This is a genomic window from Bacillus sp. Nf3, from assembly GCF_003028545.1.
Lineage (GTDB): Bacteria > Bacillota > Bacilli > Bacillales > Bacillaceae > Bacillus > Bacillus safensis.
This window is the reverse complement of record NZ_PYUA01000002.1, coordinates 289,802-305,823: the sequence shown is the minus strand read 5'-3', so window position 1 is coordinate 305,823 and position 16,022 is coordinate 289,802. Positions and strand designations below refer to the sequence as shown.

The 16,022-nt window shown below is 42.1% G+C and carries 20 protein-coding genes and 1 other annotated feature; of the genes, 2 read left to right on the top strand and 18 right to left on the bottom strand.

All coding sequences use genetic code 11. The annotated features are described in order from the left end of the window. The first annotated feature begins 22 nt into the window (after positions 1 to 22). Together C9414_RS06325 and C9414_RS20140 are read left to right on the top strand one after the other, a co-directional pair. Positions 23 to 1,165, top strand: coding sequence for an IscS subfamily cysteine desulfurase (locus C9414_RS06325; RefSeq protein WP_181286112.1), 1,143 nt, complete (start codon positions 23 to 25; stop codon positions 1,163 to 1,165). Positions 1,166 to 1,168: 3 nt separating this feature from the next. Further along, a complete protein-coding gene (locus C9414_RS20140; RefSeq protein WP_041086449.1) occupies positions 1,169 to 1,711 on the top strand; it encodes a transcription repressor NadR in 543 nt (180 codons plus the stop codon). A gap of 24 nt (positions 1,712 to 1,735) precedes the next feature. On the opposite strand, the gene pheA is transcribed toward C9414_RS20140, so the two are convergent. The 18 genes from pheA to C9414_RS06235 form a co-directional block, all read right to left on the bottom strand. Beyond that, the gene (pheA, locus tag C9414_RS06320) at positions 1,736 to 2,614 is read right to left on the bottom strand and encodes a prephenate dehydratase (RefSeq protein WP_024423155.1); all 879 of its coding nucleotides are present in this window, start codon (positions 2,612 to 2,614) and stop codon (positions 1,736 to 1,738) included. Between the two features lie 18 nt (positions 2,615 to 2,632). Continuing rightward, positions 2,633 to 3,076 carry an ACT domain-containing protein gene (locus tag C9414_RS06315; RefSeq protein WP_008342790.1) on the bottom strand — a complete coding sequence of 148 codons (444 nt, stop codon included), beginning with the start codon at positions 3,074 to 3,076 and terminating at the stop codon, positions 2,633 to 2,635. A 55-nt stretch (positions 3,077 to 3,131) separates the two neighbouring features. Next, positions 3,132 to 4,418: a GTPase ObgE gene (gene obgE / locus C9414_RS06310; protein ID WP_039180364.1), complete on the bottom strand. Its 1,287-nt coding sequence runs from the start codon at positions 4,416 to 4,418 to the stop codon at positions 3,132 to 3,134. Positions 4,419 to 4,439: 21 nt separating this feature from the next. Continuing rightward, the gene (locus C9414_RS06305) at positions 4,440 to 5,033 is read right to left on the bottom strand and encodes a sporulation initiation phosphotransferase B (RefSeq protein WP_024423157.1); all 594 of its coding nucleotides are present in this window, start codon (positions 5,031 to 5,033) and stop codon (positions 4,440 to 4,442) included. A 256-nt stretch (positions 5,034 to 5,289) separates the two neighbouring features. Continuing rightward, entirely contained in the window at positions 5,290 to 5,574 is a 285-nt protein-coding gene (gene rpmA / locus C9414_RS06300; protein WP_003216586.1) for a 50S ribosomal protein L27, read from the bottom strand. A gap of 12 nt (positions 5,575 to 5,586) precedes the next feature. Further along, positions 5,587 to 5,925, bottom strand: coding sequence for a ribosomal-processing cysteine protease Prp (locus tag C9414_RS06295; protein WP_024423158.1), 339 nt, complete (start codon positions 5,923 to 5,925; stop codon positions 5,587 to 5,589). A gap of 14 nt (positions 5,926 to 5,939) precedes the next feature. Beyond that, positions 5,940 to 6,248: a 50S ribosomal protein L21 gene (gene rplU / locus C9414_RS06290; protein WP_003216781.1), complete on the bottom strand. Its 309-nt coding sequence runs from the start codon at positions 6,246 to 6,248 to the stop codon at positions 5,940 to 5,942. A gap of 12 nt (positions 6,249 to 6,260) precedes the next feature. After that, positions 6,261 to 6,334: a sequence feature (ribosomal protein L21 leader region), on the bottom strand. A gap of 66 nt (positions 6,335 to 6,400) precedes the next feature. Beyond that, the gene (locus C9414_RS06285) at positions 6,401 to 7,270 is read right to left on the bottom strand and encodes a M50 family metallopeptidase (protein WP_107163289.1); all 870 of its coding nucleotides are present in this window, start codon (positions 7,268 to 7,270) and stop codon (positions 6,401 to 6,403) included. Continuing rightward, positions 7,263 to 8,054 carry a M23 family metallopeptidase gene (locus tag C9414_RS06280; RefSeq protein WP_107163288.1) on the bottom strand — a complete coding sequence of 264 codons (792 nt, stop codon included), beginning with the start codon at positions 8,052 to 8,054 and terminating at the stop codon, positions 7,263 to 7,265. Before C9414_RS06280 ends, C9414_RS06285 begins: the two co-directional genes overlap by 8 nt. 180 nt (positions 8,055 to 8,234) lie before the next feature. Then, the gene (gene minD / locus C9414_RS06275; RefSeq protein ID WP_017358134.1) at positions 8,235 to 9,038 is read right to left on the bottom strand and encodes a septum site-determining protein MinD; all 804 of its coding nucleotides are present in this window, start codon (positions 9,036 to 9,038) and stop codon (positions 8,235 to 8,237) included. A 2-nt stretch (positions 9,039 to 9,040) separates the two neighbouring features. Next, entirely contained in the window at positions 9,041 to 9,724 is a 684-nt protein-coding gene (minC, locus tag C9414_RS06270; protein ID WP_039180377.1) for a septum site-determining protein MinC, read from the bottom strand. Between the two features lie 54 nt (positions 9,725 to 9,778). Then, entirely contained in the window at positions 9,779 to 10,297 is a 519-nt protein-coding gene (mreD, locus tag C9414_RS06265; RefSeq protein WP_039180381.1) for a rod shape-determining protein MreD, read from the bottom strand. Next, positions 10,294 to 11,193: a rod shape-determining protein MreC gene (gene mreC, locus C9414_RS06260; RefSeq protein WP_039180383.1), complete on the bottom strand. Its 900-nt coding sequence runs from the start codon at positions 11,191 to 11,193 to the stop codon at positions 10,294 to 10,296. Before mreC ends, mreD begins: the two co-directional genes overlap by 4 nt. A 27-nt stretch (positions 11,194 to 11,220) precedes the next feature. After that, a complete protein-coding gene (locus C9414_RS06255; RefSeq protein WP_007501538.1) occupies positions 11,221 to 12,240 on the bottom strand; it encodes a rod shape-determining protein in 1,020 nt (339 codons plus the stop codon). 89 nt (positions 12,241 to 12,329) lie between these two features. Next, entirely contained in the window at positions 12,330 to 13,004 is a 675-nt protein-coding gene (gene radC, locus C9414_RS06250; RefSeq protein WP_181286121.1) for a RadC family protein, read from the bottom strand. A gap of 47 nt (positions 13,005 to 13,051) precedes the next feature. After that, positions 13,052 to 13,621 carry a Maf family protein gene (locus C9414_RS06245; RefSeq protein WP_047203336.1) on the bottom strand — a complete coding sequence of 190 codons (570 nt, stop codon included), beginning with the start codon at positions 13,619 to 13,621 and terminating at the stop codon, positions 13,052 to 13,054. Between the two features lie 178 nt (positions 13,622 to 13,799). Further along, positions 13,800 to 14,816, bottom strand: a complete 1,017-nt coding sequence (locus tag C9414_RS06240; RefSeq protein WP_107163498.1) for an SPOR domain-containing protein — start codon at positions 14,814 to 14,816, stop codon at positions 13,800 to 13,802. A 156-nt stretch (positions 14,817 to 14,972) separates the two neighbouring features. Beyond that, the gene (locus C9414_RS06235) at positions 14,973 to 15,704 is read right to left on the bottom strand and encodes a prepilin peptidase (RefSeq protein WP_107163286.1); all 732 of its coding nucleotides are present in this window, start codon (positions 15,702 to 15,704) and stop codon (positions 14,973 to 14,975) included. Between the last annotated feature and the right edge of the window lie 318 nt (positions 15,705 to 16,022).

Genomic DNA, 16,022 nt, shown 5'->3' with positions numbered 1-16,022 from the left:
TTTCACACGGGAGATGGATAGGTTGGTTTATTTAGATTACGCAGCTTCTACACCTGTTTCAGAAGAAGCACTGCATGTTTTTGAGCAGCTGAGTAAAAATTTCTACGGAAATGCAAGCAGTCTTCATGATGCTGGAGGAAAGGCAAATGACATATTGACTTACAGCAGACAATCACTCGCTGCCATGATCGAGGGTGAACCAGATGGGATCTACTTTACAAGCGGTGGAACTGAATCCAATCTCCTTGCGATTCAATTGATCATCAATGGACTACCAGCACATAAACAGCATGTCATCACAACTTCAGTCGAGCACCCCTCTGTTCATCATGCAGTTAGCAGCTTAGAGCGTCTTGGCGTAAAAGTCACCATCATTGAACCGAATCAGGATGGAATCATAACAGAGGACATTCTCAAAAAAGCATTATTGCCTGAAACAGGACTCGTATCTATTCAGCATGCTAATTCAGAAACAGGGATTATCCAGCCGCTTGCTGATTTAGCACCTCTTTTAAAAGAAAGGAACATTCTTTTTCATACAGATGCTGTGCAAACATTTGGAAAGATACGTGTGTCCATCAAAGAACTTGGAGTCGATGCCGTGTCCATCTCAAGTCATAAAGTGTATGCTCCTAAAGGTGCTGGTGCCGTTTATATGGGCGCTCATGTTCCTTGGAAACCTTTATATACAGGAGCAGTTCAGGAAAATGGCTTACGTCCAGGGACAGTGAATGTTCCGTGTATCGGTGCTTTTGCTGCTGCAAGTGAACAAGCAATGCTTAGGCTGGATGAACAGCAAAAATTAGATGAACAGCTGCGTGATTATTTTCTTCAACAGTTAAAAATCAGACAGCTGCCAGTTCGTACACTTCAGGACAATGACAATCGCCGTACACTGCCTCATATTATTGGTTGTTTTTTTGAAGGGTTTGAAGGACAATATGTAATGTTAGCATGTAACCGGCATGGGATTTGTCTATCAACTGGAAGCGCATGTGCTTCTGGTTATCACCATCCTTCCCCTGCTGTGAAGGCATTGCGTGTATCAGATCGTGATGCCCTTCAATTTATTCGACTATCATTTGGATGGCAGTCATCAAAAGATGACATCGATCAGCTTTTGCATACATTTGACCATTTGCAAAAGGAGAAGAAGGGAGCTTAGGACGTGGAGCAAGAGAGGAAACTCATTGGCGAAGAAAGAAGAACCGCCATTTTAGAGTGGCTGAAAGAAACAGACACACCGCTTACTGGAAGCTTTTTAGCTAAAAAAGCGGCTGTCTCTCGACAAGTCATTGTACAAGATATTTCATTATTAAAAGCAAAAAATGAACCCATTATTGCCACAAGCCAAGGCTATGTGTATATGGCAGCGCAGCATGCGCCAGAAAGAGAAATTGAACAAATCATCGCCTGTAAGCATGATCCTGCTCGCACAGAAGAGGAACTGACCTTGATTGTAGACTTTGGAGTGACGGTGAAAGATGTGATCATTGAGCATCCTGTTTATGGTGAACTAACGGCCTCCATTCGCGTCAGCACTCGGAAACAAGTCGCTGATTTTGTCCATCATATTTCTAACACCGGCGCGTCCTACTTGTCAGAACTAACAGACGGCGTACATTTGCATACTCTCACTTCTTACAGCCAAAAGCAGCTTGATCAAGCCATTCAAGCGCTGGATGATGCTGGGTTTTTAATAAAAGACTAAAAAAATAGTGTCCTGGTTGGGACACTATTTTTCATTCGTTAATTCATATGTTTGATAGCTGCCGAGCAGCTTGACCTCACAGCCAATCGCTTCTAATTCTTGAATCGCACCAGGGACTAGTACATCATCCATTTCTTTTTCAATGTCAATAATAAATAAATAGTGTCCAAGACCTGTTTTTGTCGGACGAGATTCAATTTTTGACAAGTTAAGATTCCGCCAAGAAAAAGCAGACAGCACGCGGTGCAATGCACCTGATTGGTCATCCTTAGGCAGACTGACCACAATGGTCGTTTTTGGCTTTGATGAAAAACCAGAATTCATTGGGAACGATGCATTAGGATCTTTATGTAAAATCACAAAGCGTGTATGGTTGTGCGGATAATCATGAATGTCTTTTTTCGCAATCGTCAAACCATACGTTTTTGCGGCAATTTCATTGGCAATAGCCCCGACAGCTTCATCTGGATGCTCACTGATGTATTTTGCTGCATAGCCTGTTGATTCCACTGGCCTGTGAGGAATATGAGGGTACTGTTTTTTCAGAAATTGATGACACTGGGCAATCGCGTGAGGATGTGATTGAATGACATCTAACGTCTCCCAGCTCTCCGCTCTTGATGGGTGGACAAGCAAATGCTGCCGTATCGGTGCTGTCATCTCCCCCACAATGGACAACGCTTCTTCATGAATTAAATAATCAATCGTTAAGTTCACAGATCCTTCGAGTGCATTTTCAAGTGGAACGACCGCCAAATCGACTTCGCCCTTTGACACAGCATCCATACATTGCGGAATCGTTGCATAGGCACGCTGCACTGCATCTTTTGGAAAACAAGAGCATACGGCCAAATGAGTAAATGTTGCCTCTGGTCCAAAATAACCTACAGTTAATTGCTTCATCTGCTATGATCTCTCCTTTTACGCCCCAGAACCTAGAATTTCAACTTTTTCGACAAATTCAAGCTTTCTTAATTGATTCATGACGGTATTAATATCATCTGCCATACCTGCCGTACTAATCGATAGGGTGACATTCGCTCTTCCTTGCAGCGGAATCGTTTGGTGAATGGATAACACATTACAGCCAGAGTCAGCCACAATTTGAAGCAGCCTTGACAGAGCCCCAGACCGGTCTTCAAGGTGGAAAAACAATGTGATGATCTGCTCTTTTACCATTGTATAAAATGGAAAAACAGCATCTCGGTATTTATAAAAAGCACTGCGGCTTAAATCCGCTTTTTGAACAGCATCGGCAACTGAATCCGCTTTTTTGCGATCGAGAAGCTTTTTGACTTCAAGCGTTTTTCGCATCGCATCTGGAAGTACATCCTCTCTTACTAAATAGAACGTTTCTTCTTTCACCTGTTTTCTCCCCTTTTAAAAACGGGAGAGCCCATGGTCTGGACCCTCCTGTTGATCAATCAATAAATTCGAATTCAAATTCAAGCAGACGAATGATGTCGCCATCTTTTGCACCGCGCTCACGCAAGGCATCGTCGACACCCATACCGCGCAGCTGTCTAGAGAATCGTTTAACGGATTCATCTCTTGAGAAGTCTGTCATCTTAAAGAGACGCTCAAGTGCTTTACCCGTTAAGACAAATGTGCCATCAGGATCTCTAGAGATCTCAAATGGTGCATCACCCTCATCAAATCTGTACATCACGCGGTTATCCGACAGCTCCTCTTCATTATAGAGCGGGAATTCCGGTGTTGTTTCAAGCTGATTGGCGATTTCAAATAAGAGCTCACGAAGCCCTTCTCTTGTGATCGCACTAATCGGGAACACTTTATAGTCATCCGTTAATTTTTCTTTAAATGCCGCTAGATTGTCAGCTGCATCTGGCATGTCCATTTTGTTCGCAACAATGATTTGCGGACGCTCTGTCAATCTCATATTGTATTGCTCAAGCTCTTCATTAATCGTCACGTAGTCTTCGTATGGGTCACGCCCTTCAAGTCCAGACATATCAATGACATGGACAATGACACGTGTACGCTCAATATGACGTAAAAATTGATGACCTAAGCCAACGCCTTCGTGCGCTCCTTCAATCAGTCCTGGCAGATCCGCCATAACAAAGCTTCGGTTATCGTCTGTTTCAACAACTCCGAGGTTCGGCACAAGCGTTGTAAAATGATAATCCGCAATTTTTGGTTTCGCAGAAGAGACAATTGAAAGCAGCGTTGACTTCCCGACACTTGGGAAACCAACAAGTCCAACATCTGCAAGTACTTTTAATTCTAAGATGACGTCACGTTCTTTTCCTGGCTCACCGTTTTCAGAAAGCTGTGGCGCAGGATTTGCTGGTGTTGCGAAGCGTGAATTTCCACGTCCGCCACGTCCGCCTTTGGCAATCACAGCACGCTGCCCATGCTCTGTCAAGTCAGCTAGTACTTGTTCCGTCTCTGCATCTGTCACAACCGTACCCGGCGGAACTTTGACAATCATTTCTTCCGCATTTCGGCCATGCTGGTTTTTACTCATTCCATGCTCGCCGCGGTCAGCCTTGAAATGACGCTTATAACGAAAGTCCATTAACGTTCTAAGTCCTTCGTCTACTTCAAATACAACATCTGCACCATTTCCGCCGTCGCCGCCTGCTGGGCCGCCCTTTGGTACATATTTTTCACGACGGAACGCCACCATACCGTTTCCGCCGTCACCGCCTTTAACATACACTTTAACCTGATCTACAAACATAACTTCCTCCGTTTCTCTGCATCACATATCTCGTTCTTGCCTCAAACAAAGCTCAATCATGGACTCATGAGGCGTCACATGAAATTGCGTTATACTCATACATGGATAGTTTGCGTCATGAAACGCATTTAACGCATCCAAACTTGTTAATTTTCCTTTGAAATCAAAATATAAGATCACATCATTTTCTTCATGATCTGTTTGGAACGTGACCGTTAAATGATTTTCAGTTTTTTGGCAAACTGATTGATCGAATATCGAAAACAACTCCTGTGATACCGTTAGCAGCTGCGATTCATATGCTGATAAGTCTCGGGTTTCACCAAGCACTTCATATTCTAAGGTGATAAAATGCGACTCCCAATTAAATGTTAGAAAGTAATAGGCCAATTGGGGAATTTTTAAATTTGAGAGTTTGGATTCATGCTGTGCTTCAATGACCATTTCTTCTATAATTTCAAACACGCGGTCATATTTTTCTAATGTCAAGTTGCCTTTGATCAGCTGTAATTTATTCATCCAGTCGTGTCTTGAACGACTGAGCAGATAGATCAATTCATTTGTTAATGCAACGTGAGTTAATTTTTCATTTTCTTTACTTGGTATCTCTTCCATTATCGCACTCCCAATCGTTTGGTCTCTCTTTTAGGAGTCTTATCATCAATATGTCTCCCTGAATTATAACAGAGAAGACAGCATAGAAAAACACTAGTTATGTGAGGAAAGGTTGTTTTTTCTGATCGTATAGGAGAAAATGAGGCAAAGTCAGCAAACGTTCTTTGATATTTATGGAGTGCATCTTCTTTTATCATCTTCGGTACTGCTTGTAAAAGTGAAAAAAACTCCAGTCAATGACCGGAGTTTTTAGCAATTATTGTGCCGCAGGATATACGCTCACTTTTTTACGGTCACGACCGAAACGTTCGAATTTAACCGTTCCGTCGATTTTAGCGAAAAGAGTGTCGTCGCCTCCGCGTCCAACGTTTTCACCTGGATAGATTTTCGTTCCACGTTGACGATAAAGGATAGAACCACCAGTTACGAATTGACCATCAGCACGTTTAGCGCCTAAACGTTTAGACTCAGAGTCACGTCCGTTCTTTGTAGAACCTACCCCTTTTTTAGATGCGAAAAATTGAAGATCTAATCTAAGCATGAAGTTCACCTCCTATTTTTTTGTTGATATTCTCACATAATCGTGATAATCTCGTTCAATTGTCTCTAAGGAAACGACCATGCCTTCTAAAAGCAGCTGGGCTTTTTCAAAGGATACTGGGTCTGTATCAGCTGGCACCTCAAAAGAGAAATAGCCGCCTTCTTCACCAATATCAAGCAGTGGGTCCAATCCTGTCAGTGCAATAATTGAATTGACTGAGCCGAAAACAACAGCAGATACACCTGCACAAACGAGATCCTGACCTTTTTCAGCAAACTCGGCATGTCCAGTCATCTGAAAAGACGTAATGCTTTCATCTGCTGAAGACCGAGTAATGGTTGCTTTGATCATATCACTCACACGCCTTAAGCGTTGATTTTTTCGATAACAACTTTAGTGTAAGGTTGACGATGACCTTGTTTCTTGTGGTTGTTTTTCTTCGGTTTGTACTTGAACACAGTAATTTTCTTACCGCGACCTTGTTTTTCAACTTTAGCCGTTACTGTTGCTCCAGCAACTGAAGGGTTACCCACTTTGACAGTGTCTCCGCCGACAAACAATACGTTTTCGAAAGTTACTGTTTCACCTGCTTCAGCAGCTAGTTTTTCAACATAAACAGTTTGACCTTCTTCAACTTTTACTTGTTTACCACCAGTTTCGATAATTGCGTACATCTCTGCACCTCCTAATAAACTCAGACTCGCCGAATACAGGGGGCCAATAGGCTCTTTGCACCTGCTCCGCGCGGTTGTAGCACGGGTGCTACATATCCATAACATTAAAAAATATATCAAACTAGACGCAGAATGTCAATGTATTTTCACCATTAGTACGGTAAAAGAAGCTCTTCCATTGAGGAGGTGGTTCTGCGATCTGAAAAATACGCATGGAGCAGTTCATTTTCATCAAGCAGGCTCATCTTCACGCCATCTCTTTCAATAATAATCGGATGCTTGCAGCCCCTTTGAAATCGTGCCATTACTTCGTATACTTTTTCCTCTGCACTTGCTCTCAGCGGAATCAGTTTTTCTACCTTTTGCTCTTTTTTACCGTAATACCGTTCTAGTAAAAAGCGCACCCTGACGTAATGCCGCTGCCTGTGCTCCATCACGAGTGAATAAGCTAAAAAAGTGAGTAGCACCCAGCCATTGAATTGCAGTGGTGCAAACAAAAGTAACCCTCCTGTCAATAGACCGAAAAAGACAAGTGAGCCTTTTATTGCTAGGGCATGTGCACGTTGGAATGGGTAAAAAACGGATAAGAGCAAAAAGAATAATTTTCCGCCATCAAGCGGCCAAACGGGCAAAAGATTCACAAGGAAAATCGCCATATTATAAAAGGTAAACATCGTAAAGACGTCGTGCGAGATAAGAGAAGCCTCCATGAAAAGCCATGCCATGAGCTGGAGCGGTACATGCTGAAGCGGCCCGCACAAAATGACCGCCAGCTCTTCTTTTAACGGACGGTTCCCATGTTCCTCTACTTCCACCGTTCCGCCAAATGGCAGTAAAAAAATCCGCCGAATGCGCCAATGATAATAGCAGGCAGCCGCTGCATGTCCAAGTTCATGGACACAGACGATCACGAGCAGACAAAGCAGCGGCTTGATTTGACCTGACAGAATCGCAAAAGCCATCACAATCCACAGCAGCGGATGGATGTGAATTTTCGTCAGCATGAGCAGCCATCTATTCAAAGGTCATCACCTGAATAGGATCGATAAATTGTTCATTTTGCTTAATGGCAAAGTAATACGTGCCCTTCCCTTGATCATCAAGCGAAATCTGGCCAATTTTTTCACCCTTATCGACAAAATCGTATAAGGCCACATCGGCTTTCTTTAATTGACCGTACCAGCTATAGCTGTTATCTGCATGCTGCACCACCACGGTAAGCCCTGTATCGCTTTGCTTTTTCACCTCGACCACGTAGCCTTCCTTCATACTATCAATCGCTTCAGCTGATGTCTCGACTTTGACCCCTGCTCCATTTTGCGTAAAGGATTCCTGCACTTTACCAGAGGCAGGCACAGCTAGTTCTTGATTCGCTTGTACGTCCTTTTGGCCCTCTTTTTTCTCTGTTAAAAATGCCAGCGGATGTCCGACTGTTTTTTCTATCCAACGGTTGGCAGCAGCAAATTGAAAATCTTGCTCAAAGGTCTGAGTAATCATCGGCTTCAGCTGCTGAAACGGACCTGCCTGACCTTTAAACGAAATGGCAGCAATCAACACAAGGGACGCTGATAATAAGCATTTAAGTACAAAAGTATTCGGATTAAATAAGGGATGACGATATTTCTTTGGCTGATGGGACGCCGGTTCATAGGAGGTCGAGCCAGAATGCTTTTCTTCCTCTGTCAGCATAACCCATGGCGGGATATCCTCTTTTTTCTTGAAAGCCGTCTTCTTAGGAGGAGCAGCTGGCTGCATCGTTTTGCGGCGCTGCGCGATTTTCTTTCGGTACTCGTCCACTCTTTTCATGAGATCACCCTTTACATACAAACAGTTTGTACATTTTATGTGACAACCTCATCTGATATGCAACAAAAAGACCGATTCTAAATCGAATCGGTCTCAGCGTGTAGACAAACCCTAGCATTCGTTGTCAGGTCTGCGCTCCAGTGCTCGTCCTTACTAGACTGTAAAGGTTTTCTATCACGATTATGCTCTTACACCAAAAAATGCTTTCAGCTTTGCAAACATTCCCTTGTTTTCTTCTTCAAAGGATTGAAGCGGAACAGATTCACCTAGTACGCGGCGGGCAATATTGCGATATGCAATCGATACTTTGTTTTTAGCATCCATAACAATCGGTTCACCATTGTTTGAAGCCTTAATCACATCATCATCATCTGCTACGATGCCAAGTAGATCAATCGATAAGTGATGTACCACTTCATCTACATCCATTGAATCGCCATTTTTCGCCATGTGTGTACGAATACGGTTGACAATCAAACGAGGCGGTTCGATATCTTCTTGTTCTAACAAACCGATGATTCGGTCTGCATCTCTCACAGCTGAGATTTCAGGTGTCGTCACGACAATGGCTTTGTCTGCACCTGATACAGCATTTTTAAAGCCTTGCTCAATTCCAGCAGGGCAGTCAATGACAACATAATCAAAGTCTTGTTTCAATGATTGAATTAATTCTTTGATCTGTTCCGGCTCCACAGCCGTTTTATCACTTGTTTGAGCAGCAGGTAAAAGATACAAAAGATCCTCGAAACGCTTATCTTTTACAAGCGCTTGGTGAATTTTGCATCTTCCTTCTACTACATCAACTAGATCATAAATAATGCGGTTTTCAAGCCCCATCACGACATCCAGATTCCGAAGGCCGATGTCCGTATCAACTAGACACACTTTTTTTCCTTGAATTGCTAGTGCTGTGCCTAAGTTTGCAGATGTTGTTGTTTTGCCAACGCCGCCTTTTCCTGAGGTAATCACAATAGCCTCGCCCAATTTCACATTCCTCCCTCAAGCCTTGTCAGATTAGGTCTTATATGAGCCAATTGCTGCAGGCGTTCAATGATCATATTGCCATCTATATCTAAATAAGCACATTCCATTTCATTTCCATCTTCTTTTTGGTCTGGTGCACGGTTAAAAACTTGTGCGATGCGAAGCTGTGTTGGAATCATATGAGATGCCGCAATAACAGCCTGTTTGTTGCCATTACATCCAGCATGCGCCACACCTTTTAATGCACCAAGCACAAAAATATTTCCTCCTGCGCGAATCGTTCCGCCAGGATTGACATCTCCTATTAATAAAAGATCTCCTTCGACATACAGCACCTGTCCAGAGCGTACAATTTTTGCTACAGAAGTAATTTCAGCCTCTGCTTTTAATCGTCTCGCCTCTTCAGTTGACATGACGTCACTTTCAATGGAGTGGATCACGAGATGTTCATTTTCAGACACCGCTTCAGTCAAACGTGTCTCCTGATCCTCCGTTAAATAACGAAAACCAAGCTTAATATGCACATTGACCTTATGTCCTTCTCTTCCATCTGTATATTGCTCAAGTAAAAGAACCTCTCGCAAGCCAGAAAGAAGATCATCAAACGAACAGTCATCATTTAACTGTAATGTTAATCCGTTTTTTGTACCTTTTATCGTCACATATTGCTGTTTTTGAGTTTTCAAGATGCTCACCTCAACAACATACTCATTTCGCCGTAATTGGACAAACTCCTGCTTTTATTCGTCGATCAGTCCTTGTTTCACATTGATGAAAAAGAGCCTAAGCGGCACAACAAGTATGAGAGACGCAGCAGTATTTAAAAGAATCGTTGGAATAAAGCGTTCGATGACATACGTATTAAACGGCATAATCCCTGGTTGAATTGTCGCTTGAACGCCGTATACATAAAACTCCATCACGGAAACAGCAATAATCGACAGAAAGACGACGACTAACATATTCGTTTGCAGAACTTTAAAGGCTTTTGCTAGCAAATAGCAAAGCGCCCCAAAGCCAAACATATGAACACCAAGTATGCCTGTATATGAAATATCATATAAAAGTCCAAAGATAAATCCGTAAATCACACCATATTTTTGATTCACAAAAGCAGTCATAAATACAAGTGCAAGTAAAATGAAATGAGGAGCTAAAATTTGATTCTCTGAAACAAATGGGAGCTTCACTAAATCGACAAAAATGCTGTCAAATACGAAGATAAACAACATGACGAAAGCAAGAAGGACACGTTTCACGAGCCTTCCTCCTTCGTCAATTCAGATGCATCTGCTGTACTTGTGCTGCGATTCACCACAATCACACGGTCTAAATTGTTGAGTTCAGCCGCTGGTTCTACGTAAATGATTTTTGTCAGGCCGTAATGGTCTGGCTCGATTTCACTCACCTTACCAATCGTCAAGCCTTGTGGGAATACGCCCCCTGCTCCAGATGTTTCAACAAGATCTCCTTTTTTGACATCCCCATCTGCATCGGATTTTAGAATATTCATAGTCAGCATTTTTTTCTTGCTGTCATAACCGTTAATGATTCCATTGAGTTCTTCTTTGCCCTTTTTCGCAAAAATTTTCGTTGAAATTCTATTATTTTGGTCAGTAGAGCTTAGCAACCTTACAGTTGAAGTAAAATTGTTGAGCTTATCACTTTCAATCTTCCCAATTAATGCGCCACTCTCATTTGTGACCGCCATATCTTTGTCAACGCCTTGTTTTTTCCCTTTATCAATCATCACAAAGCTATCCCAAAGAGATGGGTTTCTTGCAATAACAGTTGATAGAATTGGCGTGTAATCACGAACAGAGTTCACATACCCGAGCTGTTTGCGAAGCTTTTTGTTCTCATCTTCTAGTTCTTGAAGTTTCGCCTCATATTGGGTTTGTCCATCAAGTTTTTTTCGAAGACGCTCGTTTTCATCATATGTGTTCTTTAAATCTTGTACGTTCCCATAAATACCGGCAATAAATTGTGATGGTTTATGAAAGACACCTTGAAAAAAGCCTGTCGTATCCCCCACTAATTTTTCCGGCCATGAAGCACCTCTGCCGCTTTTCACTGAAAAACCAATCATGGCCACCAGTACGATGACACAGACAAGGAGCAACATTAATCTTTTATTCATAAAAAACTGCGGCATGTCTTACACCTCTTTAATTACGCCCGATTATCGATTATCTTTTGATTTTCCTTTGAACAAATGAATATGTTCTAGTGCTTTCCCTGTTCCGATCGCCACACAGTCAAGCGGATCTTCAGCAATAATGACTGGCATTTTCGTTTCATCGCTAATGACTTTGTCAAGATTACGCAGTAATGCACCGCCTCCTGTTAAAACAATTCCGCGGTCCATAATATCTGCTGCCAGCTCAGGCGGGGTTTTTTCAAGCGTCATTTTTACTGCATCGACAATTGTTTCCACCGTATCGCGAAGCGCTTTTGCAATCTCTTCTGCCGTAATAGAGATTGTCTTTGGCAGACCTGTTAAAAGGTCACGTCCGCGAATGTCCATCTCATCATGTACATCAGGCTGCGCAGAACCGATTTCCATTTTAATCGCTTCTGACGTACGATCACCAATCATCAGGTTATACGTTTTACGGATGTAGCTGCTGATCGCATCATCCATTTCATCACCTGCAACACGGATTGATTGTGATGTCACAATGCCGCCAAGAGAAATAATCGCTACTTCTGTTGTACCGCCGCCAATATCCACAACCATACTTCCTGTTGGCTCCCATACAGGCAGGTTAGCACCGATTGCCGCAGCAAATGGTTCTTCAATCGGGTATGCGTCACGTGCACCAGCTTGTCTTGTTGCATCAATGACCGCACGCTCTTCTACAGCTGTAATGCCAGATGGCACACATACCATGACGTAAGGTTTACGAGCAAAAAGCCCTTTGCCTTTTAATGCTTGATTAATGTAATATTTCATCATTGTTGCTGTCGTCTCGTAATCTGCAATGACTCCGTCTTTCATTGGGCGTAGTGCCACAACATTACCAGGTGTACGACCAATCATATTTCTAGCATCATTTCCGACCGCCACTATAGACTTCGTATCAGTTTCCAAAGCTACGACCGAAGGTTCTCTCACAACAATGCCTTTTCCTTTAATAAAAACAAGCGTATTCGCTGTTCCAAGATCTATTCCAAGGTCTTTTGTACCAATTCCAAACATATGTATGTATCTTCCTTTCTTAAACCAAAATTCCCTTAGGGAAAAACTCATAAACTCTATTATATCGTAAAACATTGAAAAAAAAAGTGTTACAAATACCCTTTTTCCTTCAAACTCACAAATTTTTGATCACCTATGACAAGATGATCAAGCAGCTGTATTCCAATCAGCTTTCCACATTCAAATAGTCTCTGTGTGACTTCAATATCTTCTCTGCTGGGCGTCGGATCTCCAGATGGATGGTTGTGCACACAAATAAATGAAGCAGCGGACCGTTTAAAGGCCTCTTTGAAAATTTCACGCGGGTGAACGATGGATGAGTTCAGACTTCCAATAAACACGGTATGTTTATGAAGAACTTGATTTTTTGTGTTGAGATAAAGACAAACGAAATTTTCCTGTTGTAAAAACCTCATATCTTCCATCACAAAGTTTGCCCCATCCTCTGGTGTGCGGATCACATAGCGGTTGTCCGTCGTTTGATGGTGTAATCTAGTGCCAAGTTCTAAAGCAGCTAAAAGAGAGACCGCCTTCGCCTTTCCAACTCCTCGAATCTTCGACATTTCTTCAATTGAGGCTTCTCTTATAGTGCGAAGACCGCCAAATGTTTGCAGAAGTCTTGCGGAAATTTGAAGAACTGATTCCTTTTTTGTGCCTGTCCTTAAAAGAATCGCAACAAGTTCATGGTTTGACATACTGCCGGGACCATATTTGATCAATCGTTCTCTCGGCTTTTCATCTTGAGGAAAATGCTTTAGCAACATAGGGAAATCGTTCATGATGCCCACTCCTTTTAGATTCCTTCCTGTCATCAAAAAGGGGTGATTCCAAATGTTTCGAGCACTCTAACTGTTTTGGCAATAGGGAGACCTACAACGGAAAAATAATCACCATCTATTTTTTGAACAAACAGTGCGCCTTTTCCTTGAATGCCATAGCTTCCCGCTTTATCAAGCGGTTCTCCCGTTTCGATATAGCGGTCTATTTCATTTTGCGTAAGTGTCCAAAACGTTACTTCTGTCTGTTCATAAAATGTTTCTTTTCTATTCTCTGACTGAATCGTGACACCCGTCAAGACTTGATGTGTCTTTCCTGACAATAATTGAAGCATTGAGGCCGCTTCTTCCTTGTCTTTTGGTTTCCCAAGACATTTGCCGTCAATTGCAACAATCGTATCTGCACCAATAATCACAGCTTCGGGATATAATCTTTGAATATCACTTGCTTTTTGTTCTGCCAACCATTGGACGTTCTCTGCAGGAGAAAAGTTTCGATTTATTTCTTCTTTTAATTGACTTGCTTGAATGTCATAAGAAAACCCTGCTAGATCAAGCAATTCTTTTCTTCTAGGGGATTGAGATGCGAGAATCAATCGGTTCATGTTTGTTCATCCTTTCAGGGTTTAGCCTAAGAAGTAAGATACCCATTCATCCTATCAAATGTACATCTTACGGACAATTTACGAAAATTTCATTTTTCATGTTCCTTCATCATTATGTTGGATGCAAAAGAAAAAAACTAGTCATTTTTTGACTAGTTTGGTTTCTTAAAATATGATTTTACGTATTTAATTGATCAAGCAGTGCCTGCTGAGATTTCCACGCGTTTTCAGCAGTAGGTTCATTTAACAGTTGTACCGCTTTCAGCAAACTGCTTTTAGCTGGTGCGTCCGTTGTTTTGGCACTTTCAAGCTCAGAGATCAGCTGCGTAACGTCCTTTTGATCTACATCATCTCCTGCAATGACCTTAGAGGATAATAGAGATGCCTTTTCTATTAAACTAGTCAACTCATCCGGTACTTGAAATGAGAGCTCCTTGCCTCCCCATGCCTCAAAGTGCTGATCAATCAGCTTCTTCCCAACAGCACTTGTCATGCCCTGTTCTGTCGCCAGCCCAGCAATGACATAATAGCCATCATCCATTGAGATCTTTTTTCCCGCATACCCTGCTTCTTTTAAACTGCCAACTAATTCATCTGCTCCTTTTTCAGAGGAAAACTTTCCAGCCTGTACGACATAGGTTGAAAAATGGCCAGAGGCACTTTTTTCATTTTTATTCTCTTTTGATCCATCAGCAGTATCTGTTGGCGGCGCATCACCACCTGCTTTCATCGATGATTGATTTCCGGATGCTGAAACGCTGATATCTCCTCCTGATGGATTCTGAGTACCATCTTGGCTTAAGCTAAGTGCAAACACACCAAGGCCTGTCCCAAGAACCACTGCAAACACAATCGTTGTCATCACTCTCTTAAACGGGCCGCGGTTTTTACCGAACTTCTGATCAAAGGAACCTTTTTTCTTTTGATAAGGTGTGACGACCTTTGGATCAGAATGATAAATATGATCAGCTGCATCATCCCACTGGAAGTCTTCTTCTTTCGGTTTATCCGGTTCTTCCTCAGATGCAGCTGTCTCCTGTTCTGACTGCCTTTTTTCCTCCCAATTCGAAAACGTCACTTGATCATCCTCTTGCTGTTTTGGCGGCTGGTGATCATCTTCATGAAGCATTTTTTCTTTGCCATTAATATTGACTTTTAACCCTTGTTTTTTTGCCTGCCTTTTTTTCACTGTCATTCCCCGCTTTCTGACATTGTTTGTAAGAAAGACCTTTTTGTCCAATGAATCAGCGCGAATGTACCCGTCCTTCTTTCTGTTTCACACTTTAACATAGCGGAAAAAAAAAAGAACAAGACTTTTGTCGGCAGGGAAAAAAAGTGTTCGCCAATTTTTTCAACCAGTCGACCCTACGAATGGGAGCATGAGATGAGCTCCATAGAGATACAGCCAAAAAGAAAAAGAGATCGCAGGAACAAAGGGAAATGGTTCATCTAATTGAAATGAAAAAACCTTTGCATAGGCGATTCCAGCGATACACGAGAGGAAAAGAATGAGAAGGAATGGCTTGAAGCCAAGGCAAAATGCAAGCACACTGAACAGCTTCACATCAGCACCGCCCATGCTATTTGGCTTGAAACGTTCTAAACTATAAAACATGAGAAAGCAAAAAAGAAGCGAAGCCGCTCCTTCCCACCAAATAAGAAGTGGTTCAAGCATGCGGTATATGACGAAAAGAGGGAAAAAGAAGAGAAACAGCTCGTTTGGCACCCTCATATAAAGGAGATCACTCACGACAGCAATCACAAATAAACTACAAAGAATCACAAGAAAAAGACCTTCAAACGAAATACCAGCAATTCTATACATGAGCAAAAAAAGACTACCTGACAGCAGCTCAACCAGTGGATATAGCAAAGACAGCCGAGTGCCGCAATGTTTACAAGTTCCCCTCAATAACGCATACGAAACGAGCGGGATCATCTCGTGCAGGGAAAGCGGCTGTTTACACACTGTGCAGTGAGAACGAGGAAAAAGAATAGACCGCTTAAGTGGCAGCCTTTCACCAACTAGATGAAAGAACGACCCCATGGTGATGCCTGCAAGAAACACAAAAATGCCTATCATATATCGCGGCTCCTTCCGGAAATAGAATATCCCGGATTGTACCATAGCGATTCACCTTGAACACCTGATGAAAATGTGATTTCCCCTCTCATTTACATTTCAAAAGAAAAAAGACGCACATTACATAGAAGAAATTGCGTCTTTTGATTACCTTAAAATACGATTTCGGATATCCGAGAAAAAGTGTTACAAATACCTAACCCTTTTCCTTCAAACTCACAAATTTTTGATCAAATATGACAAGATAATAAAACAGATATCCTAACAAGAAAGAGCACAAGATAGAAGCTTACCCGTCTTTATAAAATCTCCATATAC

What these genes read in the sequence shown, in the direction of transcription:
- pheA (WP_024423155.1), bottom strand. Translation starts at nt 2,614, where the DNA reads ATGAAGCAATTAACTGTAGGTTATTTTGGACCAGAGGCAACATTTACT.
- obgE (WP_039180364.1), bottom strand. Translation starts at nt 4,418, where the DNA reads ATGTTTGTAGATCAGGTTAAAGTGTATGTTAAAGGCGGTGACGGCGGA.
- C9414_RS06305 (WP_024423157.1), bottom strand. Translation starts at nt 5,033, where the DNA reads ATGGAAGAGATACCAAGTAAAGAAAATGAAAAATTAACTCACGTTGCA.
- rpmA (WP_003216586.1), bottom strand. Translation starts at nt 5,574, where the DNA reads ATGCTTAGATTAGATCTTCAATTTTTCGCATCTAAAAAAGGGGTAGGT.
- C9414_RS06295 (WP_024423158.1), bottom strand. Translation starts at nt 5,925, where the DNA reads ATGATCAAAGCAACCATTACTCGGTCTTCAGCAGATGAAAGCATTACG.
- rplU (WP_003216781.1), bottom strand. Translation starts at nt 6,248, where the DNA reads ATGTACGCAATTATCGAAACTGGTGGTAAACAAGTAAAAGTTGAAGAA.
- C9414_RS06280 (WP_107163288.1), bottom strand. Translation starts at nt 8,054, where the DNA reads ATGAAAAGAGTGGACGAGTACCGAAAGAAAATCGCGCAGCGCCGCAAA.
- mreC (WP_039180383.1), bottom strand. Translation starts at nt 11,193, where the DNA reads ATGCCGCAGTTTTTTATGAATAAAAGATTAATGTTGCTCCTTGTCTGT.
- C9414_RS06255 (WP_007501538.1), bottom strand. Translation starts at nt 12,240, where the DNA reads ATGTTTGGAATTGGTACAAAAGACCTTGGAATAGATCTTGGAACAGCG.
- radC (WP_181286121.1), bottom strand. Translation starts at nt 13,004, where the DNA reads ATGTTGCTAAAGCATTTTCCTCAAGATGAAAAGCCGAGAGAACGATTG.
- C9414_RS06245 (WP_047203336.1), bottom strand. Translation starts at nt 13,621, where the DNA reads ATGAACCGATTGATTCTCGCATCTCAATCCCCTAGAAGAAAAGAATTG.
- C9414_RS06240 (WP_107163498.1), bottom strand. Translation starts at nt 14,816, where the DNA reads ATGACAGTGAAAAAAAGGCAGGCAAAAAAACAAGGGTTAAAAGTCAAT.
- C9414_RS06235 (WP_107163286.1), bottom strand. Translation starts at nt 15,704, where the DNA reads ATGATAGGCATTTTTGTGTTTCTTGCAGGCATCACCATGGGGTCGTTC.